The organism is Pseudomonas sp. 300 (assembly GCF_055803035.1).
The window spans coordinates 3,361,300-3,384,925 of sequence record NZ_JAVLRV010000002.1 but is presented as its reverse complement, the minus strand read 5'-3'; the positions used below and the strand labels follow the sequence as shown (position 1 = coordinate 3,384,925).

At 58.3% G+C, this 23,626-nt stretch carries 25 protein-coding genes, 1 tRNA gene and 2 pseudogenes; 24 read left to right on the top strand and 4 right to left on the bottom strand.

Features of this window, described 5'->3' with window-relative positions; genetic code table 11:
* Positions 1 to 737: 737 nt before the first annotated feature.
* Together Q7W83_RS22045 and Q7W83_RS22040 are read left to right on the top strand one after the other, a co-directional pair.
* Positions 738 to 1,163: an HIT domain-containing protein gene (locus Q7W83_RS22045; RefSeq protein ID WP_150633205.1), complete on the top strand. Its 426-nt coding sequence runs from the start codon at positions 738 to 740 to the stop codon at positions 1,161 to 1,163.
* 3 nt (positions 1,164 to 1,166) lie between these two features.
* On the top strand, positions 1,167 to 1,373 hold the full coding sequence (locus tag Q7W83_RS22040; RefSeq protein WP_008029236.1) for a SlyX family protein: 207 nt from the start codon (positions 1,167 to 1,169) through the stop codon (positions 1,371 to 1,373).
* 62 nt (positions 1,374 to 1,435) lie between these two features.
* Here the strand turns inward: Q7W83_RS22040 and Q7W83_RS22035 are convergent, their stop codons facing one another.
* A complete protein-coding gene (locus tag Q7W83_RS22035) occupies positions 1,436 to 2,038 on the bottom strand; it encodes a cold-shock protein (protein WP_008029235.1) in 603 nt (200 codons plus the stop codon).
* Between the two features lie 307 nt (positions 2,039 to 2,345).
* On the opposite strand from Q7W83_RS22035, the gene Q7W83_RS22030 reads away from it, so the two are divergent.
* The 18 genes and pseudogenes from Q7W83_RS22030 to Q7W83_RS21945 all read left to right on the top strand — a co-directional run bounded on the left by Q7W83_RS22030 (position 2,346) and on the right by Q7W83_RS21945 (position 16,169).
* Positions 2,346 to 2,816 (top strand): Dps family protein, encoded by a 471-nt coding sequence (locus tag Q7W83_RS22030; protein WP_150633204.1) that lies wholly within the window; start codon positions 2,346 to 2,348, stop codon positions 2,814 to 2,816.
* A gap of 259 nt (positions 2,817 to 3,075) precedes the next feature.
* Positions 3,076 to 3,414 carry a ribbon-helix-helix domain-containing protein gene (locus Q7W83_RS22025; protein ID WP_150633203.1) on the top strand — a complete coding sequence of 113 codons (339 nt, stop codon included), beginning with the start codon at positions 3,076 to 3,078 and terminating at the stop codon, positions 3,412 to 3,414.
* A 136-nt stretch (positions 3,415 to 3,550) separates the two neighbouring features.
* Positions 3,551 to 3,772, top strand: a complete 222-nt coding sequence (locus tag Q7W83_RS22020) for an FmdB family zinc ribbon protein (protein ID WP_010457489.1) — start codon at positions 3,551 to 3,553, stop codon at positions 3,770 to 3,772.
* Positions 3,773 to 3,872: 100 nt separating this feature from the next.
* Complete coding sequence (gene aspS / locus Q7W83_RS22015; RefSeq protein ID WP_150639429.1) at positions 3,873 to 5,648, top strand: aspartate--tRNA ligase; 1,776 nt, start codon at positions 3,873 to 3,875, stop codon at positions 5,646 to 5,648.
* A gap of 119 nt (positions 5,649 to 5,767) precedes the next feature.
* Entirely contained in the window at positions 5,768 to 6,514 is a 747-nt protein-coding gene (locus tag Q7W83_RS22010) for a YebC/PmpR family DNA-binding transcriptional regulator (RefSeq protein ID WP_150633201.1), read from the top strand.
* Between the two features lie 157 nt (positions 6,515 to 6,671).
* The gene (gene ruvC, locus Q7W83_RS22005) at positions 6,672 to 7,196 is read left to right on the top strand and encodes a crossover junction endodeoxyribonuclease RuvC (protein ID WP_473656963.1); all 525 of its coding nucleotides are present in this window, start codon (positions 6,672 to 6,674) and stop codon (positions 7,194 to 7,196) included.
* Positions 7,197 to 7,311: 115 nt separating this feature from the next.
* The gene (ruvA, locus tag Q7W83_RS22000; RefSeq protein ID WP_017340470.1) at positions 7,312 to 7,929 is read left to right on the top strand and encodes a Holliday junction branch migration protein RuvA; all 618 of its coding nucleotides are present in this window, start codon (positions 7,312 to 7,314) and stop codon (positions 7,927 to 7,929) included.
* Positions 7,930 to 8,991: a Holliday junction branch migration DNA helicase RuvB gene (gene ruvB / locus Q7W83_RS21995; protein WP_008027785.1), complete on the top strand. Its 1,062-nt coding sequence runs from the start codon at positions 7,930 to 7,932 to the stop codon at positions 8,989 to 8,991. It begins immediately after the preceding gene.
* A gap of 127 nt (positions 8,992 to 9,118) precedes the next feature.
* Positions 9,119 to 9,587 (top strand): annotated as a pseudogene (gene ybgC, locus Q7W83_RS21990) (tol-pal system-associated acyl-CoA thioesterase).
* On the top strand, positions 9,577 to 10,272 hold the full coding sequence (gene tolQ, locus Q7W83_RS21985; RefSeq protein WP_017340467.1) for a protein TolQ: 696 nt from the start codon (positions 9,577 to 9,579) through the stop codon (positions 10,270 to 10,272). The pseudogene ybgC and the gene tolQ overlap by 11 nt, the downstream one beginning before the upstream one ends.
* Positions 10,273 to 10,295: 23 nt before the next feature.
* Positions 10,296 to 10,748: a protein TolR gene (tolR, locus tag Q7W83_RS21980; RefSeq protein WP_162491085.1), complete on the top strand. Its 453-nt coding sequence runs from the start codon at positions 10,296 to 10,298 to the stop codon at positions 10,746 to 10,748.
* Complete coding sequence (gene tolA / locus Q7W83_RS21975) at positions 10,748 to 11,827, top strand: cell envelope integrity protein TolA (protein ID WP_150633199.1); 1,080 nt, start codon at positions 10,748 to 10,750, stop codon at positions 11,825 to 11,827. The genes tolR and tolA overlap by 1 nt, the downstream gene beginning before the upstream one ends.
* 17 nt (positions 11,828 to 11,844) lie before the next feature.
* Positions 11,845 to 13,125 (top strand): Tol-Pal system beta propeller repeat protein TolB, encoded by a 1,281-nt coding sequence (tolB, locus tag Q7W83_RS21970; RefSeq protein WP_473657680.1) that lies wholly within the window; start codon positions 11,845 to 11,847, stop codon positions 13,123 to 13,125.
* Between the two features lie 52 nt (positions 13,126 to 13,177).
* On the top strand, positions 13,178 to 13,675 hold the full coding sequence (pal, locus tag Q7W83_RS21965; protein ID WP_003178634.1) for a peptidoglycan-associated lipoprotein Pal: 498 nt from the start codon (positions 13,178 to 13,180) through the stop codon (positions 13,673 to 13,675).
* Positions 13,676 to 13,681: 6 nt separating this feature from the next.
* Positions 13,682 to 14,521: a tol-pal system protein YbgF gene (gene ybgF / locus Q7W83_RS21960; RefSeq protein ID WP_150633198.1), complete on the top strand. Its 840-nt coding sequence runs from the start codon at positions 13,682 to 13,684 to the stop codon at positions 14,519 to 14,521.
* A 166-nt stretch (positions 14,522 to 14,687) separates the two neighbouring features.
* On the top strand, positions 14,688 to 15,335 hold the full coding sequence (queE, locus tag Q7W83_RS21955) for a 7-carboxy-7-deazaguanine synthase QueE (RefSeq protein ID WP_150639428.1): 648 nt from the start codon (positions 14,688 to 14,690) through the stop codon (positions 15,333 to 15,335).
* A 1-nt stretch (position 15,336) separates the two neighbouring features.
* Complete coding sequence (gene queC, locus Q7W83_RS21950; RefSeq protein WP_150654097.1) at positions 15,337 to 16,029, top strand: 7-cyano-7-deazaguanine synthase QueC; 693 nt, start codon at positions 15,337 to 15,339, stop codon at positions 16,027 to 16,029.
* Between the two features lie 62 nt (positions 16,030 to 16,091).
* A tRNA-Lys gene (locus tag Q7W83_RS21945) sits at positions 16,092 to 16,169 on the top strand.
* A gap of 83 nt (positions 16,170 to 16,252) precedes the next feature.
* On the opposite strand, the gene gcvP is transcribed toward Q7W83_RS21945, so the two are convergent.
* From gcvP to Q7W83_RS21930, 3 genes and pseudogenes are all read right to left on the bottom strand, one after another.
* Positions 16,253 to 19,105 carry an aminomethyl-transferring glycine dehydrogenase gene (gene gcvP, locus Q7W83_RS21940; RefSeq protein ID WP_150633191.1) on the bottom strand — a complete coding sequence of 951 codons (2,853 nt, stop codon included), beginning with the start codon at positions 19,103 to 19,105 and terminating at the stop codon, positions 16,253 to 16,255.
* A gap of 11 nt (positions 19,106 to 19,116) precedes the next feature.
* Positions 19,117 to 19,500 (bottom strand): glycine cleavage system protein GcvH, encoded by a 384-nt coding sequence (gcvH, locus tag Q7W83_RS21935; protein WP_150633190.1) that lies wholly within the window; start codon positions 19,498 to 19,500, stop codon positions 19,117 to 19,119.
* 420 nt (positions 19,501 to 19,920) lie between these two features.
* Positions 19,921 to 21,339, bottom strand: a pseudogene (locus Q7W83_RS21930) (sigma 54-interacting transcriptional regulator); the annotation flags it as partial.
* A gap of 1 nt (position 21,340) precedes the next feature.
* On the opposite strand from Q7W83_RS21930, the gene Q7W83_RS21925 reads away from it, so the two are divergent.
* The 4 genes from Q7W83_RS21925 to def all read left to right on the top strand — a co-directional run bounded on the left by Q7W83_RS21925 (position 21,341) and on the right by def (position 23,564).
* Positions 21,341 to 21,616: a hypothetical protein gene (locus Q7W83_RS21925; protein ID WP_473657715.1), complete on the top strand. Its 276-nt coding sequence runs from the start codon at positions 21,341 to 21,343 to the stop codon at positions 21,614 to 21,616.
* A gap of 92 nt (positions 21,617 to 21,708) precedes the next feature.
* Positions 21,709 to 21,900, top strand: a complete 192-nt coding sequence (locus Q7W83_RS21920) for a CsbD family protein (protein ID WP_010457349.1) — start codon at positions 21,709 to 21,711, stop codon at positions 21,898 to 21,900.
* A 171-nt stretch (positions 21,901 to 22,071) separates the two neighbouring features.
* Complete coding sequence (locus Q7W83_RS21915; RefSeq protein WP_150634002.1) at positions 22,072 to 23,028, top strand: YihY/virulence factor BrkB family protein; 957 nt, start codon at positions 22,072 to 22,074, stop codon at positions 23,026 to 23,028.
* Positions 23,025 to 23,564, top strand: coding sequence for a peptide deformylase (gene def, locus Q7W83_RS21910; RefSeq protein ID WP_150634001.1), 540 nt, complete (start codon positions 23,025 to 23,027; stop codon positions 23,562 to 23,564). The genes Q7W83_RS21915 and def overlap by 4 nt, the downstream gene beginning before the upstream one ends.
* The last annotated feature ends 62 nt before the right edge of the window (positions 23,565 to 23,626 follow it).

Sequence of the window (23,626 nt, the reverse complement as noted above, 5' to 3'; positions counted from 1 at the left end):
AAATTTACAGCCCCAATGCAATAGGAATGACAACTTCAGCGCTGTTTTCCGAGGGCTTGAGCATCGGTAAAAAGAATCCTTGGCGAAACGTGTGAATCTCCATCGGGCAACCCTGCCACTGTTTTTATTGCCTTGAAGGCTTCCGCTTCCAGCGGACGCTTTGAAGGCGATGTGAGTGTGAATGCAACAAGCGTGCACAAATCAGAAAACTGCTGTTTTTTTTTCTGAACGCCTGTCTGTTACTGTAAAAACCTCATAAAACCGGGGGTTACAAGCACCTTCTGATGGGGCTTGACGCCAAGGTTTGCATCGTGTTGCGCCTTCCTGGTCGACTGCGCGACAACCAAAAACGTTACCGGTTCACCCCGTCAGTGAGTAATTCGCGGATGCCCGACGCACTCAGCGTAGACGCACTGTGCGGTTTTGGTGCAAAAAATTTTAATCGCTGTACTGAATTCATACAGCATGACTGCAGGGTGAAGGCGAACAGGTCGTTGTCTGTCAGTCATTTCAGCGTTTTTTGCATGAACATCGGTTCGGTAATGGTGCGTCCATGCGAAAAATGTCTCATGTCAGGGCGTGCATTCTGCGACTCGCTCGAGTTTCGTTGAGCCTGCGACCATGGTTCGTCGTGAAGCCGGCGGTGTTCGCAGGTATGCTGCCGTCCTGTCGCTTGGTGCGTCGTCCTGCGGGAGGGGCGCTAAGCTGAAAATGATGACCAGACGGGAGTGCGCGCAGTGTTCGCTTTAGATCCACGGCTTCAACAAGACACGCTACCGATCGGGGATTTCCCGCTCAGCCGGTTGCTGTTGTCCAACGATTCGAATTACCCCTGGTTCATCCTGGTGCCACGCCGCGAGGATATCAGTGAGATATTTCAGTTGGATGTCGCTGATCAGCAGCAACTGTGGAAGGAAACGACCGCGCTGGCGGAAATGCTCAAGGACTCGTTTGACGCCGACAAATTGAACGTCGCGGCCCTGGGTAACGTCGTCAGCCAGCTGCATATGCATGTGATTGTGCGCAAACGCGAGGATGCCGCCTGGCCAGCTCCGGTTTGGGGCAAGCACCCGGCGAAGCCTTACAGTGCAGAGCAGATCGCGGTGATTCGCGAACGGCTGCGTCTGGTGTTGACCGATGACTTTACGTTTCTGGAGGGTTGAATCATGAGCCTGGAAGAACGCGTTACCGACCTTGAGAGCCAGTTGGCCTTTCAGGATGACACCATCCAGGCATTGAGCGATGTGCTGGCGACGCAGCAGCGTGCCGTTGAGCGTCTGCAACTGCAAATGGCCGCACTGCTCAAGCGGCAAGAGGAAATGGCTGGCCAGTTCGAAACGTTCGAAGAAGAAGCGCCACCGCCGCATTACTGAACATGCAGGCCAAAAAAAACCGCGAACAGCCCTGCTGTTCGCGGTTTTTTTTCAGCCTTGAATCAGCGTCGCGGCAGTGCGGCGATCACGTCCTCGGCCTGCAGGCCCTTGTCACGGTTCATGACGGAGAACTCCACGCGCTGGCCTTCGACCAGAACGCGATGACCTTCGCCGCGAATGGCCCGGAAATGCACGAAAATATCATCGCCGGAATCACGGGAAATGAACCCGAAGCCTTTGGATGTATTGAACCACTTCACGGTGCCGGTATCGCGGTTGGTCATGTCATAGCTTGGCGAAGCAGTGGCCGGTGAAGATTTGTAGAAGCTGATGGCCAGGTGCAGAAGCACGGCGATCAGGGCCGCCACCAGGCTGAACAGAACGGCAGGTTGACCGGCGATGACAGGCATTGGAGCGAGCAGCGTCAGGGTTTGCAATACGACAGTCAGAACCAGCAGGGCGCTGACCAGGTTTTGCAGTTGATGACGCGGGCCTTTGTTCCAGTAAGGGATAACAGGAGCGAGGGTGAGGTTGAGCAGGCCGAAAAAGGCCAGGTAAAGCGCATCGGGTTGTTGCAGGTAAGGAACAGCTTCGGATCGCAGGCTAGGGATGAAGGACAGCAGCAGTGCCGCTGCGCCCATTAGCAGGTGGACGATTTTCAACATTTTGATTAACTCACGTTAAGACGGATCACAAGGAAGAGCTGATGGAGCACGGTTCGCTTCAGAACAATAAGAGGCGTTGGGCACGTACCCGCTATCAGCCTATGCGCAACGCCCGGAAAAATAGGGCTTGGCGACACACTGTCTATTTAACAGCAAAGCTTGCGGCTACTCAAATCAGGGAGTCCAGCGGTGCACCGAGGGCGATTTGCCGCAGGGTTTGGGGTATTCCCGGCTGCGGTGTGGCGACAGGCTTGCTAGAGTGGTCATGCACCTGTTGGATGAATTCGATCACCTTTAGGGGAAAAACATGGCAATCGATATCGGTATCAGTGAAGAGGATCGCAAGTCCATCGTCGACGGACTTTCGCGTCTGCTGTCGGACACTTATGTACTCTATTTGAAAACCCATAACTTTCACTGGAATGTCACCGGTCCCATGTTTCGGACCCTGCACCTGATGTTCGAGGAGCAATACAACGAGTTGGCTTTGGCGGTCGATTCGATTGCTGAGCGCATTCGCGCGCTGGGCTTTCCTGCTCCGGGCGCCTATTCCATTTATGCGCGCCTTTCTTCTATCAAGGAGGAACCGGGCGTGCCCAGTGCGCAAGACATGATCAAGCAACTGGTCGAAGGGCAGGAAGCCGTCACGCGTACGGCGCGCGGGCTCTTTCCCCTGCTCGACAAAGTCAGCGACGAGCCCACGGCTGATTTGCTGACCCAGCGTATGCAGGTTCACGAGAAAACCGCATGGATGTTGCGCTCATTGCTGGATGAGTAACGCGTTCAGTACGCGGATAGCGCCTTGCGGGCGTTGTTCGCGCTCTGTCGTTTCTGTCCCTTTTCCTTGAATGATTTTGCGTCAGTGTATGGAGGAAATAGTCCGGACTAGGACGGTCTCCATGATCCGCCTTCAGTTGTTGGCTTATCCTACGTGGATGGTCAAAAAGTCATCTGGATATAACTTTGCGCCTGCGCTTTTATAAGAATCAAAGCATGACTCTTATAAGAGCCAGGGATGGCAAAGGAGTGTCAACGGTATGGTTTATGAAGACAGGCGAAGCGAGGGGAGGGACGGTTCATTCAAGGATGTAAGGATCGATCCGTTTGTCAGTGAGTTCGATATGGGCCTGGCCCAGCCATTATCCCGATCCGTACGTTTGAATGGATTTGCCACCTGCTTGCGACTTGAGCAGGTGTATTGGAATATTTTGGGGGAAATGGCCAGGATCAATTGCTGCTCGGTCAGTGCGCTGTTGTCCCACGTGGATCGAGAGGTGCATCTGCGCCACGGCGGGGTGAAGAATTTCAGCGGGCTGGTGCGGGTTGTTTGCGTTGTGCACAGCCTCAAGGAGGGGAGTTGCGTCGTCATGGCCTAGCCATGATGGCGAAATGCATCGAGTGTCAGTCTGTGCAGTCTTACGGCTGCACAGGCTGCATTTAATGGATATAATCCCGCTCTTTGCCGCAAAACCCAGCGTGCGCGGTAGCAATCTGATCGCCGAGACAACCCCCATGCCGATGTACGACTATCAATGTGCTTCCTGTGGTCATCAGTTGGAAGCCATTCAAAAGATCAGCGCAGCACCGCTGGTCGACTGCCCTGCCTGCCAGGCGCCAGAGCTCAAGAAGATGCTGTCCATGCCGGGCTTTCGCCTCAGCGGCACCGGCTGGTACGAAACCGATTTCAAGACCGGTTCCAAGAAGAATCTGGCCGGCGGCGATAAAGCCGACTAGGGTCTGGAACCTGAGTTGAACGACACGTGCGAGCTCTTGCATCACCCCGTGTGCAAGGTCTCTAACCGAATTTCGAATTACGAGAAGTGAAACCACTACCATGATGCGCAGCCATTATTGCGGCCAACTGAACGAAAGCCTGGAAGGCCAGGAAATTACCCTTTGCGGATGGGTTCACCGTCGCCGTGACCACGGTGGGGTGATTTTCCTCGATATCCGTGATCGTGATGGTCTGGCCCAGGTGGTGTTCGACCCGGACCGCGCCGAGAGCTTCGCCGCCGCCGATCGCGTGCGCAGCGAATACGTGGTGAAGATCACCGGCAAAGTGCGCTTGCGTCCGGCCGGTGCCACGAACGCCAACATGGCCTCGGGCATGATCGAAGTCCTGGGCTACGAGCTGGAAGTGCTGAACGAATCGGAAACCCCGCCGTTCCCACTGAACGAGTTCTCCGACGTCGGTGAAGAAACCCGCCTGCGTTATCGTTTCCTTGATCTGCGTCGTCCGGAAATGGCCGAGAAGCTGCGTCTGCGTTCGCGCATGACCACCAGCATCCGTCGTTACCTCGACGAGAACGGCTTCCTCGACGTCGAGACGCCGATCCTGACCCGTGCCACCCCTGAAGGCGCACGCGACTATCTGGTGCCGAGCCGTACTCACGCCGGTTCGTTCTTCGCCTTGCCGCAATCGCCTCAGCTGTTCAAGCAGTTGCTGATGGTGGCCGGCTTCGACCGTTACTACCAGATCGCCAAGTGCTTCCGCGACGAAGACCTGCGTGCCGACCGTCAGCCTGAATTCACCCAGATCGACATCGAAACCAGCTTCCTCGATGAAAAAGACATCATGGGCCTCACCGAAGGCATGATCCGCAACCTGTTTAAGGAAGTGCTGGATCTGGAATTCGGTGAGTTCCCGCACATGACCTTCGAAGAGGCCATGCGTCGTTACGGTTCCGACAAGCCAGACCTGCGTAACCCGCTGGAACTGGTGGACGTTGCCGACCAGCTCAAAGAAGTCGACTTCAAGGTCTTCAGCGGCCCGGCCAACGATCCGAAATGCCGTATCGCCGCCCTGCGCGTTCCTGGCGCGGCGAGCATGCCGCGCAAGCAGATCGACGACTACACCAAGTTCGTCAGCATCTACGGTGCCAAGGGCCTGGCGTACATCAAGGTCAACGAGCGCGCCAAAGGCGTTGAAGGCCTGCAGTCGCCAATCGTCAAGAACATCCCTGAAGCCAACCTCAACGTGATCCTCGATCGCGTGGGTGCGGTCGATGGCGACATCGTGTTCTTCGGTGCCGACAAGGCCAAGATCGTCAGCGAAGCCCTGGGCGCGTTGCGCATCAAGGTCGGCAACGACCTGGACCTGCTGACCTGCAAGTGGGCGCCAATGTGGGTCGTCGACTTCCCGATGTTCGAAGAAAACGACGACGGCAGCTTCAGCGCCTTGCACCACCCGTTCACTGCGCCGAAGTGCACCCCGGAAGAACTGGAAGCCAACCCGGCGACCGCGCTGTCCCGTGCCTACGACATGGTGCTGAACGGCACTGAGCTGGGTGGCGGTTCGATCCGTATCCACCGCAAGGAAATGCAGCAGACCGTATTCCGTCTGCTGGGTATCAATGAAGCCGAACAGGAAGAGAAATTCGGCTTCCTGCTCGACGCCCTGAAATACGGCGCACCGCCGCACGGTGGTCTGGCCTTCGGTCTGGACCGTCTGGTGATGCTGATGACCGGCGCCCAGTCGATTCGTGAAGTGATTGCCTTCCCGAAAACCCAGAGCGCGGCGGATGTCATGACTCAGGCACCGGGTCAGGTGGATGCCAAGGCATTGCGCGAGCTGCACATTCGCCTGCGCGAAACGCCAAAGGCTGAGTAAGGCTGACCGTAAAGGCGCATCCTTCGGGATGCGCCTTTTCTTCAGGTCGAGATTTTTGTATTGCTGGCTGTAGCGTCGTGCGCAGCGGGCAATGTTTCAAAGAGAATTCGGAGCGAGTTATGGCGGGTCATTCCAAGTGGGCGAACATCAAGCACCGCAAAGAACGTCAGGATGCCAAGAAGGGCAAGATTTTCACCAAGTGGATTCGTGAACTGACCGTTGCGGCCCGTCAGGGCGGCGGTGATCCGGGCTCCAACCCTCGCTTGCGTCTGGCGCTGGACAAGGCGCTGGGTGCGAACATGAGTCGCGACATCATTGATCGCGCGGTGGCTCGCGGGGCCGGTGCTGCCGATACCGACGACATGGTCGAGCTGACCTATGAAGGCTACGGCCCGGGGGGCGTGGCGGTAATGGTCGAATGCATGACCGACAACCGCAACCGCACCGCAGCGGCTGTTCGCCATGCGTTCAGCAAGTGCGGCGGCAACCTTGGTACCGACGGGTCCGTAGCCTACCTGTTCGAGCGCAAGGGGCAGATTTCCTTCGCGCCGGGTGTTGATGAAGACACGTTGATGGAAGCGGCCATGGAAGCGGACGCCGATGACGTGGTCACCCACGAAGACGGTTCCATCGACGTGTTCACCTCGTTTGCCGGTTTCTACTCCGTGCGTAACGCTCTGGAAGCGGCCGGTTTCAAAGGTGACGACGCGGAAATCGTCATGCTGCCGACCACCAGTGCCGAACTGGACCTGGAAGGCGCTGAGAAAGTCCTCAAGCTGATCGACATGCTCGAAGACCTGGACGACGTGCAGAACGTCTACTCCAACGCGGATATCCCCGAGTCGGTGGCCGCACAGCTCGGTTAAGGGCGACTAAGATCCAATGTGGGAGCGAGCCTGCTCGCGAATGCGGATGTTCAGGCAATATCGTTGCTGAATATAAAACCGCTTTCGCGAGCAGGCTCGCTCCCACATTTGTTATTCGTATATTGGATATCGTGCTTTTTCCTAACCCGCAGGCGTTATGACTTTAATTCTTGGTATCGACCCCGGTTCGCGCATCACCGGTTATGGCGTGGTACGCGATACCGGGCGTGGCTGCGTGTACGTGGCGTCGGGCTGTATTCGCACAGGGGCCGGCGAGCTGCATGAGCGTTTGCAAATCGTCTATCGCGGCGTGCGTGAAGTTATCCAGACCTACGGCCCGGTGACCATGGGCATCGAAAAGGTCTTTATGGCCCGCAACGCCGACTCCGCGCTGAAGCTCGGCCAGGCGCGCGGTGCGGCAATCGTTGCCGGTGCCGAAGAAAATCTGGAAATCGCTGAATACACGGCCACCCAGGTCAAGCAGGCAGTGACCGGGACCGGTGCGGCGAATAAAGAGCAGGTGCAAATGATGGTCATGCACATGTTGAAACTCACCAGTAAACCGCAAATCGATGCCTCGGACGCCCTGGCCATTGCCATTTGCCATGCTCACACCCGTTCCAGCCTGTTGCCGCATGGCCTGGGCACTGCACGCAGTCGTGGCGGGCGCCTGCGTCTCTGATAGCATCAGCAGTCTTTTTTACGGAATCAGGGTTTTGTGCCTGTGTTGTCGGCGCAAAACCCTTGTTCTGTCAGTCGCCAGCCACCGAACTGGCCAACGCTCAAGGATCTGAAACGTGATTGGACGCTTGCGCGGCACACTGGCTGAGAAACAGCCGCCGCACCTGATTCTGGATGTAAACGGTCTGGGGTATGAGCTGGAAGTGCCCATGACCACGCTGTATCGCTTGCCGTCGGTCGGTGAACCGCTGACGTTGCACACCCATTTGGTCGTACGCGAAGACGCGCAGTTACTCTATGGTTTCGCCAGCAAGCGTGAGCGAGACTTTTTTCGCGAGTTGATCCGTCTCAATGGTGTAGGGCCGAAATTGGCCCTGGCATTGATGTCGAGCCTGGAAGTGGATGAACTGGTACGTTGCGTGCAATCTCAGGACACCTCGGCCCTGACCAAGGTGCCGGGCGTGGGCAAGAAGACCGCCGAGCGTTTGCTGGTGGAACTCAAGGATCGTTTCAAGGCCTGGGAAACCGTGCCGGCGATGTTTGCTCTGGTGCCAAACCAGCCGGGTGGGCCAGACGCGCCGCATCCGGTCGCTACCGCCGAAAATGACGCGGTCAGCGCGCTGATCTCCCTGGGCTACAAGCCGCAGGAAGCCAGCAAGGCGATTTCCGCGATCAAGGAGAAAGGTTTGAGCAGTGAAGACATGATTCGTCGTGCCCTGAAGGGAATGATCTAAGTGATTGAAGCTGATCGTCTGATAGCCGCCACGCCGGGCCCGCGCGACCGCGAGGAAGTCCAGGATCGGGCGATTCGTCCTGTCAGTCTGGCCGAATACATTGGCCAACCGACCGTTCGCGAGCAAATGGAGTTGTTCATCCAGGCTGCCCGTGGGCGGAACGAATCACTGGACCACACGCTGATCTTCGGCCCGCCGGGCCTGGGTAAAACCACCCTGGCCAACATCATCGCCCAGGAAATGGGGGTGTCGATCAAAAGCACTTCGGGCCCGGTCCTCGAGCGACCCGGTGACCTGGCCGCGCTACTGACCAACCTTGAGCCGCACGACGTGCTGTTCATCGACGAAATCCATCGGTTGTCGCCGATTGTCGAAGAAGTGCTGTACCCGGCCATGGAAGATTTCCAGCTCGACATCATGATCGGCGAAGGCCCCGCTGCCCGTTCGATCAAGCTGGATCTGCCACCGTTCACGCTGGTGGGGGCGACGACGCGCGCCGGCATGCTGACCAATCCGCTGCGCGACCGTTTCGGGATCGTCCAGCGCCTCGAGTTTTACAGCACGGCTGATCTGGCGACGATTGTCAGTCGTTCGGCAAACATCCTCGGCTTGCCGCTAGACCCGGAAGGCGCCTTTGAAATCGCCCGTCGTGCCCGAGGTACCCCGCGGATCGCCAACCGACTGTTACGCCGGGTGCGCGATTTCGCTGAAGTTCGCGCCAAGGGCCACATCACCAAACCGATTGCCGATCTCGCCTTGAATCTGCTGGATGTCGATGAGCGTGGTTTCGACCACCAGGATCGACGTCTGCTGCTGACCATGATCGAGAAGTTTGACGGTGGACCGGTGGGCGTTGACAGTCTGGCTGCCGCGATCAGCGAGGAACGTCACACGATTGAAGACGTGCTGGAACCGTACCTGATCCAGCAAGGCTATATCATGCGCACGCCGCGTGGGCGGGTGGTCACCCGGCATGCCTATCTGCATTTCGGTTTAAATATTCCGTCACGATTGGGCGAAATGCCCGTGGTAGACGAGTTCCTTGATGCCGTGGACGATTAATTAACTTTTACGGGCAGAATTTTCGGGCATTGTGCTGTCCTAGGACCGTGGTTTTGCCTGAAAGCCGTGAATCAATGAAAAACAGTTGCCTGGCCGGATTGGCAACCTGAGGAGTAAGCACTAGAGTATGCGCGCGCAAAACGGGCTTGAGCCGTTCGCACATCGTTGTCGCGTTTATTACGAGGACACCGATGCGGGCGGCATCGTGTATTACGTTAATTACCTCAAGTTTATGGAACGGGCTCGAACCGAGCGGCTCCGGGAGCTGGGCTTTGCCCAATCCCAGCTGGCAGGAGAGGACCTGTTGTTTGTCGTGCATTCCAGCGAAGCGCGTTATCACGCGCCGGCGCGACTGGACGACGAACTCCTGGTAAGCGCTGAAGTAATCGAATTGAACCGTGTCAGCCTGCGCTTCAAACAGCAGGTCAGGCGAGCCACGGATAATGCGCTGCTCTGCGAAGGGCAGGTTTTTGGTGGCCTGTGTGCGCACTGAAAGTTTAAAACCCCGGGCCATTCCCGAAGCTCTACGTGCGGCCTTTGCCGACGTGAGCGGCGCGGGTACACACTCAAAGCAGGAGATAAAGCGTGGAAGCTAACGTCGTCGACCATTCCTCCATGTGGAGCCTGGTCAGCAATGCCAGTATCGTGGTGCAACTGGTAATGCTGATCCTGGTAGCCGCATCGGTGACCTCATGGATCATGATCTTTCAGCGCAGCAACTTGCTGCGCGCCGGTCGACGTGCCCTGGAGAGCTTTGAAGAGCGCTTCTGGTCGGGCATCGACCTGTCCAAGCTGTACCGTCAGGCTGGCAGCAACCCTGATCCGGATTCGGGCGTCGAGCAGATCTTCCGTGCTGGCTTCAAGGAATTCTCCCGTCTGCGCCAGCAGCCAGGCGTTGACCCGGAAGCGGTCATGGAAGGCGTGGCTCGTGCCATGCGCGTAGCCATTTCCCGCGAAGAAGAAAAGCTCGAGCAGAGCCTGCCGTTCCTCGCGACCGTCGGTTCCGTCAGCCCGTACATCGGTCTGTTCGGTACCGTCTGGGGCATCATGAACTCCTTCCGTGGTCTGGCGACTGCCCAGCAAGCGACCCTGGCCACCGTAGCTCCAGGTATTGCCGAGGCACTGATTGCCACCGCGATCGGTCTGTTCGCAGCCATCCCGGCCGTTATCGCTTACAACCGTTTTGCCGCTCGCAGCGAAACGCTGATCAGCCGCTACTACACCTTCGCCGATGAATTCCAGGCGATCCTGCACCGCAAAGTGCACACCAGCGAAGAATAAGCAGGTAATTTCCAATGGCTTTAATCGCTCGAGCTCGCAAAAAGCGCAAGCCGGTCGCCGAGATGAACGTGGTGCCTTACATCGACGTGATGCTGGTACTGCTGGTCATCTTCATGGTGACCGCGCCGATGCTCAATCAGGGCGTGAAAGTTGATCTGCCCAAGGTTTCCAGCGAAGCCTTGCCGCAGGACAACAACACCCAGGTCCTGACCATTTCGATCAAGGCTGACAAGACCTACTACTGGAACCTTGGCAGCGAAGTCGACACGCAAAAACAGCAGGACAAGGCAATGACCTTGCCGCAAATGACTGACGCCGTGACCAAGATCATTCGCGCCGGCACCGAAGGCGGCAAGCGTACCCAGGTGTTCATCCGCGGCGACAAGACCGTTGATTACGGCTCCGTCATGGGTGCGATGGGTGGGTTGCAGAAAGCCGGAGTCGGTAACGTTGGCCTGATTACCGAGGCGCCCTGATGCAGCAACAGCGAGAGCCAACAGCCTCGGAAAGCTACTTCTGGCCTAGTGTCTGGGCGATTGTCTTGCACGTGCTGGTTTTTGGCATGCTGTTCGTCAGTTTCGCCTTCACACCGGAGCTCCCGCCGGCCAAGCCGATTGTCCAGGCGACCCTGTATCAGCTGAAATCGAAAAGTCAGGCGACCACCCAGACCAATCAGAAGATTGCGGGTGAAGCGAAGAAATCCGCTGCGCGCCAGACCGAAGTCGAACAGATGGAACAGAAGTTGATCGAGCAGGAAGCGATCAAAGCCGCGGAACAAAAGAAGGAAGACGCGGCTCAAAAAGCCGAAGAATCCAAGAAAGCCGACGAGACCAAGAAAGCGGAAGAGGCTAAAAAGGCTGATGAAGCCAAGAAAGCCGATGAAGCGAAGAAGACCGCCGAAGCCAAAAAGGCCGAAGAGAAACAATTGGCTGATATAGCCAAGAAGAAGTCTGAAGAAGAAGCCAAGAAAGCGGCTGAAGAAGAGGCCAAGAAAGCGGCCGCGGAAGAAGCCAAGAAGAAGATCGTCGAAGACGCGAAGAAGAAAGCCGCGGAAGACGCCAAGAAGAAATCTGAAGCTGAAGAGGCGAAAAAGAAAGTCGCCGAAGATGCGAAGAAGAAAGCTGCTGCCGATGCTGCGAAAAAGAAATCGCAGGAAGCGGCACGTAAATCCGCCGAAGAGAAAAAGGCTCAGGCCCTGGCAGATTTGCTTTCCGACACGCCGCAGCGTCAGCAGGCCTTGGCGGATGAGCAGGGTGACGAAGTCGCCGGCAGTTTCGATGATTTGATTCGTGCTCGTGCAGCGGAAGGCTGGGCTCGTCCACCTTCGGCACGCAAAGGCATGACGGTTGTGCTGCAAATCGGCATGTTGCCGGACGGTACGGTGACTTCGGTCAGCGTGTCCAAGTCCAGCGGTGACGGTCCGTTTGACGCTTCGGCTGTAGCGGCGGTCAAGAATATTGGACGTTTGACAGAAATGCAGGGAATGAAGCCGGGCGATTTCGCCCCGTATCGTTCATTCAAGATGACATTCACACCTGAGGATCTAGCCTTGTGAGAAACCTTCTTCGAGGAATGCTTGTCGTGATCTGCTGCATGGCAGGGATAGCGGCGGCAGATGAAAAAAACATTCTGGTCACCAGCGGCAGCGATCGGGCAACTCCGATCGCCGTTGTTCCGTTCGGCAACCAGGGCGGTAGCGTGCTGCCGGACGATATGGCCGAGATCATCGGTAACGACCTGCGCAACTCGGGTTACTACTCGCCGATTCCAAAGCAGAACATGATCAGCCAGCCGAGCCAGGCCAGCGAAATCATCTACCGTGACTTCAAGGCGCTCGGCGCCCAGTACGTCATGGTCGGCAGCATTGCTCCAGCGGGCGGCCGCCTGCAGGTTCAATACGCTCTGTTCAACGTCGCCACCGAGCAGCAAGTGCTGACCGGTAGCGTGTCGGGCAGCGTTGATCAGCTGCGCGACATGTCGCACTACATCGCGGACCAGTCGTTCGAAAAACTCACCGGTATCAAAGGTGCGTTCTCGACACGTCTGCTGTACGTGACTGCAGAGCGTTTCTCCGAGAAGAACACGCGCTACACGCTGCAACGTTCGGACTATGACGGTGCCCGCGCCGTGACCCTGCTGCAATCGCGCGAGCCGATCCTGTCGCCGCGTTTCGCACCGGATGGCAAGCGCATCGCTTATGTATCGTTCGAGCAGAAGCGTCCGCGCATTTTCATGCAGAACATCGACACCGGTCGCCGTGAGCAGATCACCAACTTCGAAGGCCTGAATGGCGCGCCAGCCTGGTCGCCGGATGGCAATCGCCTGGCATTCGTGCTGTCGAAGGACGGAAACCCGGACATCTATGTGATGAACCTGGGTTCGCGTCAGATCACTCGCGTCACCAACGGTCCCGGCATCAACACCGAACCGTTCTGGGGCAAGGATGGTTCGACCCTGTACTTCACTTCAGATCGTGGCGGCAAGCCTCAGATCTACAAATCCAGCGTTAGCGGCGGCGGTGCGGAGCGTGTGACCTTTGTCGGTAACTACAACGCCAACCCGAAGCTTTCGGCTGATGAAAAGACTCTGGTGATGATCCATCGCCAGGATGGCTTCACTAATTTCAAGGTGGCGGCCCAGGATTTGCAGCGCGGAAGCGTAAAAATCCTCACTGATAGCACTCTGGACGAGTCGCCTACTGTTGCGCCCAACGGCACCATGGTAATCTACGCCACCCGCCAGCAGGGCCGGGGAGTCTTGATGCTCGTGTCCATTAATGGACGCGTAAGGCTCCCGCTTCCTACCGCACAAGGCGAAGTCAGAGAACCTTCCTGGTCCCCTTACCTGAACTGACGCGGCGCTACACGTTTCACTTAACACACTGGGGTTCATTAGGAGTTTCACGATGGAAATGCTGAAGTTTGGTAAATTTGCTGCGCTGGCTCTGGCCATGGCTGTAGCTGTAGGTTGCTCGTCCAAAGGCGGCGACAACGCCGGTGAAGGCGCTGTTGATCCAAACGCTGGTTACGGCGCTAACACTGGTGCTGTTGATGGCTCCCTGAGCGAAGAAGCTGCTCTGCGCGCAATCACCACCTTCTACTTCGAATACGATAGCTCGGACCTGAAGCCAGAAGCCATGCGCGCTCTGGACGTTCACGCCAAAGACCTGAAAGCAAACGGCGCTCGCGTTGTTCTGGAAGGCAACACCGACGAACGTGGTACTCGTGAGTACAACATGGCACTGGGCGAGCGTCGTGCGAAAGCCGTTCAACGCTACCTGGTACTGCAAGGTGTTTCCCCAGCTCAGCTGGAACTGGTTTCCTACGGCGAAGAGCGTCCAGTTGCTACCGGCAACGACGAGCAGTCCTGGGCTCAAAACCGTCGCGTCGAACTGCGTAAGTAATTCGTCATGCGAACGTGCCGTCGTGCTGTAACTGTTTTGGCTCTCAGCCTCGCACCGCTTGCGGTGTGGGCTGCGGTTCCTGTGGTCGAGGACAACTCCGGCTATAACAATAGCGGGAGTAGTTATCCGCCTGCGGGTTACGGTACGAACGGCGCCTATGCCGGGGGAGGGGTTTCGGCCCCTGTCTCGGCACAGGGCGAGCTGTTCAACCAACTGCAATCGATGCAGGAACAGATCTCGCGCCAACAAGGTGTGATTGAAGTTCTGCAAAATGATGTAGCGCGCATGAAGCAGGAAAGCCTGGAGCGATACCAGGATCTTGATCGGCGCATAGGAACCGGCGTTGCACCAGCCGCGACTCCTGAGAATTCTTCCTCCGGTGGCAATCTGAATGCCCCCGGCGCAGCAGCGGGTGCAGGTGCAGGGGCGGCAGCCGCTCAAGCTCCTGCCGCAGGTAGCGAACCGGCGGATCCGGCGAAGGAAAAACTGTATTACGATGCAGCCTTCGATTTGATCAAAGCCAAGGATTTCGACAAAGCCAGTCAGGCTTTTTCCGCTTTCCTGCGTAAGTACCCGAACAGCCAATACGCGGGCAATGCCCAGTACTGGTTGGGCGAAGTAAACCTGGCCAAAGGCGATCTGCAAGGTGCAGGTCAGGCATTTGCCAAGGTTTCGCAGCTGTACCCAAAGCACAACAAAGTGCCTGACTCGCTGTACAAGCTGGCTGATGTAGAGCGTCGCCTCGGTCATCCCGACAAGGTAAAAGGCATTCTGCAACAGGTTGTGTCCCAATATCCGGGCACTTCCGCCGCTCAGTTGGCCCAGCGCGATCTGCAGCGCATGTAAGCCTGCTTGACCCATTTCGAAGAAACCCGCGCTTGTCGCGGGTTTTTTCGTTAGAATTCACGCCCTTTTTATGAAATACGCTTTTTGGGGCCTGCGCGTTGGCGGGGTTCCTTGAAGTGCCTGACGGAGGCGGACAGCCTGTTTAGCTGTTACGCCCGTGGCGACTATGCAAGACACATTGAGAATCACCGAAGTTTTCTACTCGTTGCAGGGTGAAACGCGGACTGCCGGGCTGCCCACTGTTTTTGTGCGCCTGACCGGTTGCCCATTGCGTTGCCAATACTGCGACAGCGCCTATGCGTTCTCTGGCGGCACTGTCCGTACGCTCGACGATATCCTCGAGCAAGTCGCCGGTTTCCGCCCGCGTTATGTGTGTGTCACCGGCGGCGAGCCGCTGGCGCAACCTAATGCCATCCCATTGCTCAAGCAGTTGTGCGACACCGGTTACGAAGTGTCACTGGAAACCAGTGGTGCGCTTGATATCTCGGCGGTGGATCCGCGAGTCAGCCGCGTGGTCGACCTGAAAACCCCGGGTTCGAAGGAAGTGCATCGCAACCTCTACGAGAACATCGAGCTGCTCACACCCAATGACCAGGTGAAATTTGTCATCTGTTCGCGGGAAGACTACGACTGGGCCGTGTCGAAGCTGATTCAGTACGGTCTGGATCGCCGTGCCGGTGAAGTGTTGTTCTCACCCAGTCACCATGACCTGAATGCTCGGGATCTGGCTGACTGGGTGGTGGCGGACAACCTGCCCGTGCGTCTGCAGCTGCAACTGCATAAATATCTTTGGAATGATGAGCCGGGGCGCTGATATGACTGAACAACTGAATACTGCTGAAAAACGTGCGGTCATCTTGCTTTCCGGCGGCCTCGACTCGGCGACGGTCGTGGCCATGGCTCGCGCTGAAGGCTACCGCTGCTACACGATGAGCTTCGATTACGGTCAGCGGTCTCACGCCGAATTGCACGCCGCCGAACGTGTTGCCCGGGATTTGGGTGTGGTCGAGCACAAGGTCATCGGTCTGAACCTGAATGGTATCGGTGGTTCTGCACTGACCGACAGCAGCATCGATGTGCCGGAAGAGGCCGGCGAAGGCATTCCGGTGACGTACGTGCCGGCTCGCAACACGGTGTTTCTGTCCCTCGCGCTAGGCTGGGCTGAGGTGCTCGGCGCTCGTGACATCTTCATCGGGGTGAACGCTGTCGACTATTCCGGCTATCCGGATTGCCGTCCCGAGTTCATCGAGTCCTTCGAGCGTATGGCCAATCTGGCGACCAAGGCCGGTGTCGAAGGCAACGGCTTCCGTATTCAGGCGCCCCTGCAAAACCTGAGCAAGGCGCAGATCGTCCAGGCGGGCGTGAAGCTGGGCGTCGATTACGGCCTGACCGTTTCCTGTTATCAGGCGGACGATAAAGGCTATGCGTGCGGTAAATGCGACAGCTGCCGACTGCGTGCGGAAGGCTTCGCAGCGGCCGGAATCAGCGACCCAACACCTTATTTCTGATTTATTTCAAATAAGGTGTTGAATAACCTATAAAAATCAGTATTATACGCGCCACCACACAGCGGGTCGTTAGCTCAGTTGGTAGAGCAGTTGGCTTTTAACCAATTGGTCGTAGGTTCGAATCCCAGTCGACTGACCCACCGCTATCGCTGGCAGGCCAGCTCCCACAGAGTCTTGCAGTGTTCTCGAAGGTGGGGGCGAGCGAACCCGCCCCCTCATTCGTTTAAGCGTAGCTTTCGATCGACGGGCAGGCGCACACCAGGTTGCGATCGCCGAAGACGTTGTCGACGCGACCGACCGGCGGCCAGTATTTGCCTTCGATCAACGAGGCAACCGGGTACACCGCTTGCTCACGGCTGTACGGATGGGACCACTCGCCGACCAGTTCCGCAGCGGTGTGCGGGGCGTTTTTCAGCGGGTTGTCGTCCTTGTCCAGCGTGCCGTTTTCCACTGCGCGGATTTCTTCGCGGATGCGGATCATGGCGTCGCAGAAGCGGTCCAGTTCTTCCTTGGATTCGCTTTCGGTCGGCTCGATCATCAGTGTGCCAGCGACCGGGAACGACATGGTCGGGGCGTGGAAACCGAAGTCGATCAGGCGCTTGGCGACGTCATCGACGCTGATGCCGCTGCTGTCTTTCAACGGACGCAGGTCGAGGATGCATTCGTGCGCGACCAAACCGTTGCTACCGGTGTACAGCACGGGATAGTGCTCTTCGAGGCGACGGGAAATGTAGTTGGCATTGAGGATCGCCAATTGCGAAGCGCGCTTGAGACCCGCGCCGCCCATCATCCGGATGTACATCCAGGTGATCGGCAGAATGCTCGCGCTGCCGAACGGTGCCGCGCAGACCGCGCCTTCCTTGCGCTCCATCTGGGCGTGGCCCGGCAGGAACGGCGTCAGGTGCGACTTGACGCCAATCGGGCCGACGCCCGGGCCGCCACCGCCGTGGGGGATGCAGAAGGTTTTGTGCAGGTTCAGGTGCGACACGTCGCCGCCGAACTTGCCCGGTGCGCAGAGGCCGACCATCGCGTTCATGTTGGCGCCGTCGATGTACACCTGGCCGCCGTTGTCATGAATGATGCCGCAGATTTCGCGGATGCCTTCTTCGAACACGCCGTGGGTCGACGGGTAAGTGATCATCAGCGCAGCGAGGTGTTCGCGGTGCTCAATGGCCTTGGCGCGCAGGTCTTCGATGTCGACGTTGCCGCGGGCATCGCAAGCTGTCACAACCACGCGCATGCCAGCCATGTTGGCGGTGGCCGGGTTGGTGCCGTGGGCGGACGACGGGATCAGGCAGATGTCGCGACGGTCTTCGCCACGGCTCTGGTGATAGGCACGAATCGCCAACAGACCGGCGTACTCACCTTGCGAACCGGCGTTTGGTTGCAGGGAGATCGAGTCGTAACCGGTGGCGGCGCAGAGCATCGCTTCCAGTTCATCGGTCAGTTGCTGGTAACCGGCGCTTTGTTCGGCCGGGGCGAACGGGTGCAGGGCACCGAATTCAGCCCAGGTCACCGGGATCATTTCGCTGGCGGCGTTGAGTTTCATGGTGCATGAACCCAGCGGGATCATGGTGCGATCCAGGGCCAGGTCCTTGTCGGCGAGCTTGCGCAGGTAGCGCATCAGCTCGGTTTCCGAGTGATAACGGTTGAACACCGGGTGGCTGAGGATTGGCGATTGGCGAACCAGAGCGGCCGGGATGGTGCTGACCACAGAGGCGGCGAGGGCGGCGAAGTCCGGCAGCGCTTTGCCGTCGGCGAACAAGGCCCACAGCGATTCGACGTCCGCTTGCGACGTGGTTTCGTCGAGGGACAGGCCCAGACGTTCGCCATCGACTACACGCAGGTTGATCTGCTGCGCATGTGCCTTGTCGTGCAGTTTGGCGGTGTTGGCGCCGGTGTTCAGGGTCAGGGTGTCGAAGAAGCTGGCTTGCTCGACGGTCAGGCCCAGTGCGCTCAAGCCTTTGGCGAGGATCGCGGTCAGGTGATGAATGCGGTTGGCAATCTGCGTCAGGCCTTTCGGGCCGTGGTAGACGGCGTACATGCTGGCGATGTTGGCCAGCAGGACTTGGGCAGTACAGATGTTCGACGTGGCTTTCTCACGGCGGATATGTTGCTCGCGGGTCTGCATCGCCAGGCGCAGGGCCGGCTTGCCGAAACGGTCCACAGAGACACCGACCAGACGGCCCGGCATGTCGCGCTTGAATGCATCTTTGGTCGAGAAGTACGCCGCGTGCGGGCCACCGAAGCCCAGCGGCACGCCAAAGCGTTGGGCGCTGCCGATGGCCACGTCGGCGCCGAATTCGCCTGGCGGGGTCAGCACGGTCAGGGCCAGCAGGTCAGCAGCCACCGCAACCAGAGCGTTGGCGGCGTGGAAGCGTTCGGTCAGTGCGCGGTAGTCGAACAGGTCACCGTTGCTCGCCGGGTATTGCAGCAGGGCGCCGAAGAACGGCGTCACGTCAGTCAGTTCAAGCTCGTCGCCGACCACGACGTCGATGCCCAACGGCTCGGCACGGGTGCGCAGCACGTCGAGGGTTTGCGGGTGGCAATGAACCGACGCGAAGAACGCGTGGCTGCCTTTGTTCTTGCTCAGGCGTTTGCAGAAGGTCATGGCTTCGGCAGCGGCGGTGGCTTCATCCAGCAGCGAGGCGTTGGCGATCGGCAGGCCGGTCAGGTCGCTGATCAGGGTCTGGAAGTTCAGCAGCGCCTCGAGACGACCCTGGGAAATTTCTGGCTGGTACGGGGTGTACGCGGTGTACCAGGCCGGGTTTTCCAGCAGGTTGCGCAGGATCGGCGACGGCGTGTGCGTGCCGTAGTAGCCCTGGCCGATGTAAGTCTTGAACAGTTGGTTCTTGGCGGCGATGCCTTTGATCAACGCCAGGGCGTCGGCTTCGCTCAGGCCGTCGTCCATGCCGAGGACGCTGGTGCCTTTGATGCTTTCCGGAATGACGCTGGCGCTCAGGGCTTCCAGCGAATCGAAACCGAGGCTGTTGAGCATGGCTTGCTCATCGCCGGAACGCGGGCCGATGTGGCGCGCGATGAATTCGTTGGCGGTCGTAAGGTTTACTTGAGTCATGTCAGCGCTCCTCAGGCTTCGGCGTTGGCTTTGATCAGACGGTCGTAAGCGTCCTGATCCAGCAGTTTGGCAACTGCCGAGGCGTCGGCAGGCTGGAAGCGGAAGAACCAGCCTTCGCCCAGCGGATCTTCGTTGACCAGTTCCGGGTTGCTGTCCAGCGCCGGGTTCACTTCCAGCACTTCGCCGTCGAGTGGCATGTATACGCCGCTGGCGGCTTTTACCGATTCCACGGTGGCGGCTTCTGCGCCTTTGTCGTAGGACTGCAGCTCAGGCAGTTGTACGAAAACCACGTCGCCCAAGGCGTTCTGTGCGAAAGCGGTGATGCCGACGGTAACGGTGCCGTCAGCTTCGGTGCGCAGCCATTCGTGATCTTCAGTAAAACGCAACTCGCTCATGGAAACTCCTAAGGGGGCCAGACTCGTCTGGTGGACGCGATTGAATGCTTGGGCAAAAGCCCTTCTTTATGGGTGGTTACTAAGCAAAATCGCGGCCAATGTTATTTTTGTGTTTAAAAACAATGGCTTATGAGTTTCATGTGGCCATTGTGTTGCAGCGACTGTAGCGAAATCGATACAGCGCGAGCCGAAGAAAAAAGCCTAAGTGGATCAAAGCCTTGCACTGCGGTGGTTAGGAGGGAGTGTATCGATATCATTCCGCTGTAGCGCTTTCAGTACAGATGGAGGTCGTTTTTAAACAGGCTTTCAGTTGAACGCGAAACCTGTGGGAGCCAGCCTGCTGGCGATGAGGCCCTGTCAGTCGACATCTTTTTTGCCTGCCACACCGCAATCGCCAGCAGGCTGGCTCCCACAGGCGGGCTATGGTGTTTTGGGAATACCGTACTTGCGCAACCGATGGGCAATTGCCGTGTGCGAAGTCTGCAGACGGCTGGCCAGTTGCCGGGTCGAGGGGTAGCTGACGTAGAGTTTTTCCAGCAGGGTTTTCTCGAACTCTTCCATCGCCTGTTCCAGGCTGTCGACCTCGGTGTCGCTCTGGCGCGCCACGGAGGTGCCGGCGATGTCGAGGTCGCCGATGTCCACCAGGCTGCTTTCGCAAATCGCCGCCGCGCGGAAGATCACGTTTTGCAATTGCCGCACGTTGCCCGGCCAGCGGTTGCCCAACAACGCGGGGTAAGTGCCCGGTGCCAGACGACACACCGGGCGCTGAATCTGCGCGCAGGCCTGCTGCATGAAATAGCGCGCCAGCAACAGAATGTCCTGGCCGCGTTCGCGCAGCGGCGGGACTTCGACGTTGAGCACGTTGAGGCGATAAAACAGGTCTTCGCGGAACGTGCCTTCGCTGACCATTTTTTCCAGATCGCGATGCGTGGCGCTGAGGATCCGCACGTTGACCTTCACCTCACGATCGCCACCCACGCGGCGGAAGCTGCCATCGTTCAAAAACCGCAGCAGTTTCGCCTGCAAGTACGGCGACATTTCACCGATTTCATCGAGAAATACCGTGCCCTGGTTTGCCAGTTCCATCAGCCCCGGTTTGCCGCCCCGTTGGGCGCCGGTGAAGGCGCCGGGGGCGTAGCCGAACAGTTCGCTTTCGGCGAGGTTCTCCGGCAATGCCGCGCAGTTCAGCGCCAGGAAAGGTGACGTGTGCCGGGCACTGATGGCGTGACAGGCGCGGGCCACCAGTTCTTTGCCGGTGCCGGTTTCGCCCTGGATCAACAACGGCGCATCGAGGGCGGCTACACGTTGGGCACGGGCCTTGAGCGTGCGAATGGCCGGGGATTCGCCAAGCAACGCATCGAACCCTTCGGCATGGTCGTGGTGCAGCGCCGAGAGGCGTTCGCCGATGCGGTTCGGTTGATACAGCGTCAGCAGCGCGCCGGCGTCGGTGATCGGCGTGGCGTCCAGCAACAGGGTCTGGCCGTTGACGGTGATCTCGCGCAGCGGCAAGCGAAAGCCTTGTTCCAGCAAGGTGTCGAGCAGGGCGGGATCGGCAAACAGATCCGCGATGCTTTCACCGGCCGGTTCGCGACCGTACAGGGCGATCAGCGCCGGGTTGGCCAGCAGCACTTTGCCGTCGCTGTCCAAGGCCAGCACCGGGTCGGTCATGGCAGCGAGCAATGCATCGAGCTGCAAGTGCCGACGTTGGCCCGGAAGAATGTCGACCACCGTCATCGCTTGCACGCCACGCACGCTGAGCAACGCATCGCGCAGTTCCTCGAGCACTTCGGGGCTGAGGGTCGGGGCGTCGATGTAGACGTTGGGCGGAACCATTTCCAAGGTGAATCCATTCGTACTGACCAATGGCCAGGCGCGCCACCGGGAGATCGAACCACCAGATGTTGCGGTTACGGTTCAATTCGGCGAAATGGCAGTTGTTGACGCCAAGCACAGCACCGCCGAGTTCCAGGTTTCTGCGGGCAATGGCCTGCTTTTTATCGAGTTTCATAACATTCCTACGGGATTGGATCTTCAGCGCCATGGCCTGAATACGTTGCGCATTCTCGGGGGTTGGTCGGCAAACATAAAGCCCAACCTGCACAGAACGATGAAATGACGCCGGGAAAATAAATGAAACTCCGCACAAACGGCTCCGGTCAATCCTTGTGTAACGACTTTTCTCGTTCAATTGTTCACAGGAGAACCACCATGAGCAGCACTGGCGATAAAGTAAAAGGCATGGCCAACGAAGCCGCCGGCAACGTCAAGCAAGGCGTCGGCAAGGCCACCGGTAACGACAAAATGCGCGCCGAAGGCGTCGTGCAGGAAAGGAAAGGCGAAGCTCAGCAAGCAGTGGGCAAAGCCAAGGACGCCATCAAGAAAGGCGTCGACAAGGCTTGATTCGGCCTTGGGTGAGTATCAGAAACGGCCATCCACGGATGGCCGTTTTTGTGTCAGCCTGAACTTGCACACTGAAATTGTTTCAAAGTCGCCAAGTAGGCTACTTTGATGTAGAAAACGGCCCCTGAGTCGCCACGACTTCAACCCGATTTGCGGCGAAAGGAGACGCTAATGTTTTTCCCACACATGAAAGGCCTGCGCCTGCACCGTGTCATGGTGCGCACGGTGACCGAGTTCGTCGCCGACGAGATGTCGACCTATGCCTCGGCGCTCGCCTATCAAATGCTGTTTTCGCTGTTTCCCTTCATCTTGTTCCTGATCGCCTTGATCGGTTTCCTGCACCTGCCGGACTTCTTCTCCTGGCTGCGCCTGCAATCGGAACTGGTCCTGCCGCCCCAGGCGCTGGAGCAGGTGAACCCGGTGATCGACCAGCTCCAGCAATCCAAGGGTGGCTTGCTCTCGGTCGGTATTGTCATCGCGCTGTATACGGCTTCGGCCGGCGTGCGCCTGATGATGAGCGCGATGAACGCCGCGTACGATGTGGTGGAGGGTCGTCCTGCGTGGAAACGTTTTCCGCTGTCGATTTTCTACACCATCGGCATTGCCGGCATGTTGTTGATCGCCGCCGCGTTGATGGTGCTCGGGCCGCAGGTGATGGGCTGGATTGCTGCGCAGGTCGGGCTGGAAGACTTCATTGTCACGGTCTGGACGATCGCCCGCTGGCCAGTCATCGTTGTCCTGATGATGATTGCGGTGGCTTTGATCTATTACGTCATGCCCGACGTCAAGCAAGAGTTTCGTTTCATCACCCCTGGCTCGGTGCTGGCGGTGACGGTGTGGATTGTCGCTTCCCTGGGGTTCGCGTTCTACGTCAAGACTTTCGCCGACTACAACGCCATGTATGGCAGTATCGGCGCGATCATCGTGCTGTTGCTGTACTTCTACATCTCCGCCGCGGTGCTGTTGCTCGGCGCGGAGATGAATGCGGTGATCGAACACATGTCGACCGAAGGCAAGGACCCTGGCGAAAAGGTCCCCGGCGAGCTCGACCATGAACACAAACACCACGTTTCGGGACTGGGTCGGGACCACTCGATCAAACCGAGCACTGACGAAGTCATCAAATGATCCGTGAAATTCTGAAAATGGGCGACGAGCGCCTGCTGCGCATTGCACCGCCGGTCCCCGCCGAGATGTTCGACAGCCCCGAGTTGTGGCAACTGATCGACGACATGTTCCAGACCATGGAAAGCGTCGGTGGGGTCGGTCTGGCCGCGCCGCAGATCGGCGTCGATCTGCAACTGGTGATCTTCGGCTTCGAGCACAGCGAGCGCTACCCGGATGCCGAAGCGGTGCCGCAGACCATTCTGATCAATCCGCTGATCACGCCGTTGAGCCCGGTGATGGAAGAGGGTTTCGAAGGTTGCCTGTCGGTGCCCGGCCTGCGTGGCGCGGTAGACCGTTATCAGCAGATTCGTTACGAAGGGTTCGACCCTAAGGGCGAGCCGGTCGTGCGCATTGCCGAGGGCTTTCATGCCCGTGTGGTGCAGCACGAATGCGATCATCTGATCGGCCGGTTATATCCGTCGCGGATTACCGATTTCAGCAAGTTCGGCTTCACCGAAGTCATGTTCCCGGATCTTGATCCCAACGCCGACGATTAACCCGAATTCACAACAAAACAAATGTGGGAGCGAGCCTGCTCGCGATAGCGGTGTGTCAGTCA

What these genes read in the sequence shown, in the direction of transcription:
- def (WP_150634001.1), top strand. Translation starts at nt 23,025, where the DNA reads ATGATCCGTGAAATTCTGAAAATGGGCGACGAGCGCCTGCTGCGCATT.
- Q7W83_RS22025 (WP_150633203.1), top strand. Translation starts at nt 3,076, where the DNA reads ATGGTTTATGAAGACAGGCGAAGCGAGGGGAGGGACGGTTCATTCAAG.
- Q7W83_RS21920 (WP_010457349.1), top strand. Translation starts at nt 21,709, where the DNA reads ATGAGCAGCACTGGCGATAAAGTAAAAGGCATGGCCAACGAAGCCGCC.
- Q7W83_RS21915 (WP_150634002.1), top strand. Translation starts at nt 22,072, where the DNA reads ATGTTTTTCCCACACATGAAAGGCCTGCGCCTGCACCGTGTCATGGTG.
- Q7W83_RS22040 (WP_008029236.1), top strand. Translation starts at nt 1,167, where the DNA reads ATGAGCCTGGAAGAACGCGTTACCGACCTTGAGAGCCAGTTGGCCTTT.
- queC (WP_150654097.1), top strand. Translation starts at nt 15,337, where the DNA reads ATGACTGAACAACTGAATACTGCTGAAAAACGTGCGGTCATCTTGCTT.
- gcvH (WP_150633190.1), bottom strand. Translation starts at nt 19,500, where the DNA reads ATGAGCGAGTTGCGTTTTACTGAAGATCACGAATGGCTGCGCACCGAA.
- Q7W83_RS22035 (WP_008029235.1), bottom strand. Translation starts at nt 2,038, where the DNA reads ATGTTGAAAATCGTCCACCTGCTAATGGGCGCAGCGGCACTGCTGCTG.
- ybgF (WP_150633198.1), top strand. Translation starts at nt 13,682, where the DNA reads ATGCGAACGTGCCGTCGTGCTGTAACTGTTTTGGCTCTCAGCCTCGCA.
- Q7W83_RS22010 (WP_150633201.1), top strand. Translation starts at nt 5,768, where the DNA reads ATGGCGGGTCATTCCAAGTGGGCGAACATCAAGCACCGCAAAGAACGT.
- queE (WP_150639428.1), top strand. Translation starts at nt 14,688, where the DNA reads ATGCAAGACACATTGAGAATCACCGAAGTTTTCTACTCGTTGCAGGGT.
- ruvC (WP_473656963.1), top strand. Translation starts at nt 6,672, where the DNA reads ATGACTTTAATTCTTGGTATCGACCCCGGTTCGCGCATCACCGGTTAT.
- tolA (WP_150633199.1), top strand. Translation starts at nt 10,748, where the DNA reads ATGCAGCAACAGCGAGAGCCAACAGCCTCGGAAAGCTACTTCTGGCCT.
- Q7W83_RS22030 (WP_150633204.1), top strand. Translation starts at nt 2,346, where the DNA reads ATGGCAATCGATATCGGTATCAGTGAAGAGGATCGCAAGTCCATCGTC.
- aspS (WP_150639429.1), top strand. Translation starts at nt 3,873, where the DNA reads ATGATGCGCAGCCATTATTGCGGCCAACTGAACGAAAGCCTGGAAGGC.
- pal (WP_003178634.1), top strand. Translation starts at nt 13,178, where the DNA reads ATGGAAATGCTGAAGTTTGGTAAATTTGCTGCGCTGGCTCTGGCCATG.
- tolB (WP_473657680.1), top strand. Translation starts at nt 11,845, where the DNA reads ATGCTTGTCGTGATCTGCTGCATGGCAGGGATAGCGGCGGCAGATGAA.
- gcvP (WP_150633191.1), bottom strand. Translation starts at nt 19,105, where the DNA reads ATGACTCAAGTAAACCTTACGACCGCCAACGAATTCATCGCGCGCCAC.
- Q7W83_RS22020 (WP_010457489.1), top strand. Translation starts at nt 3,551, where the DNA reads ATGCCGATGTACGACTATCAATGTGCTTCCTGTGGTCATCAGTTGGAA.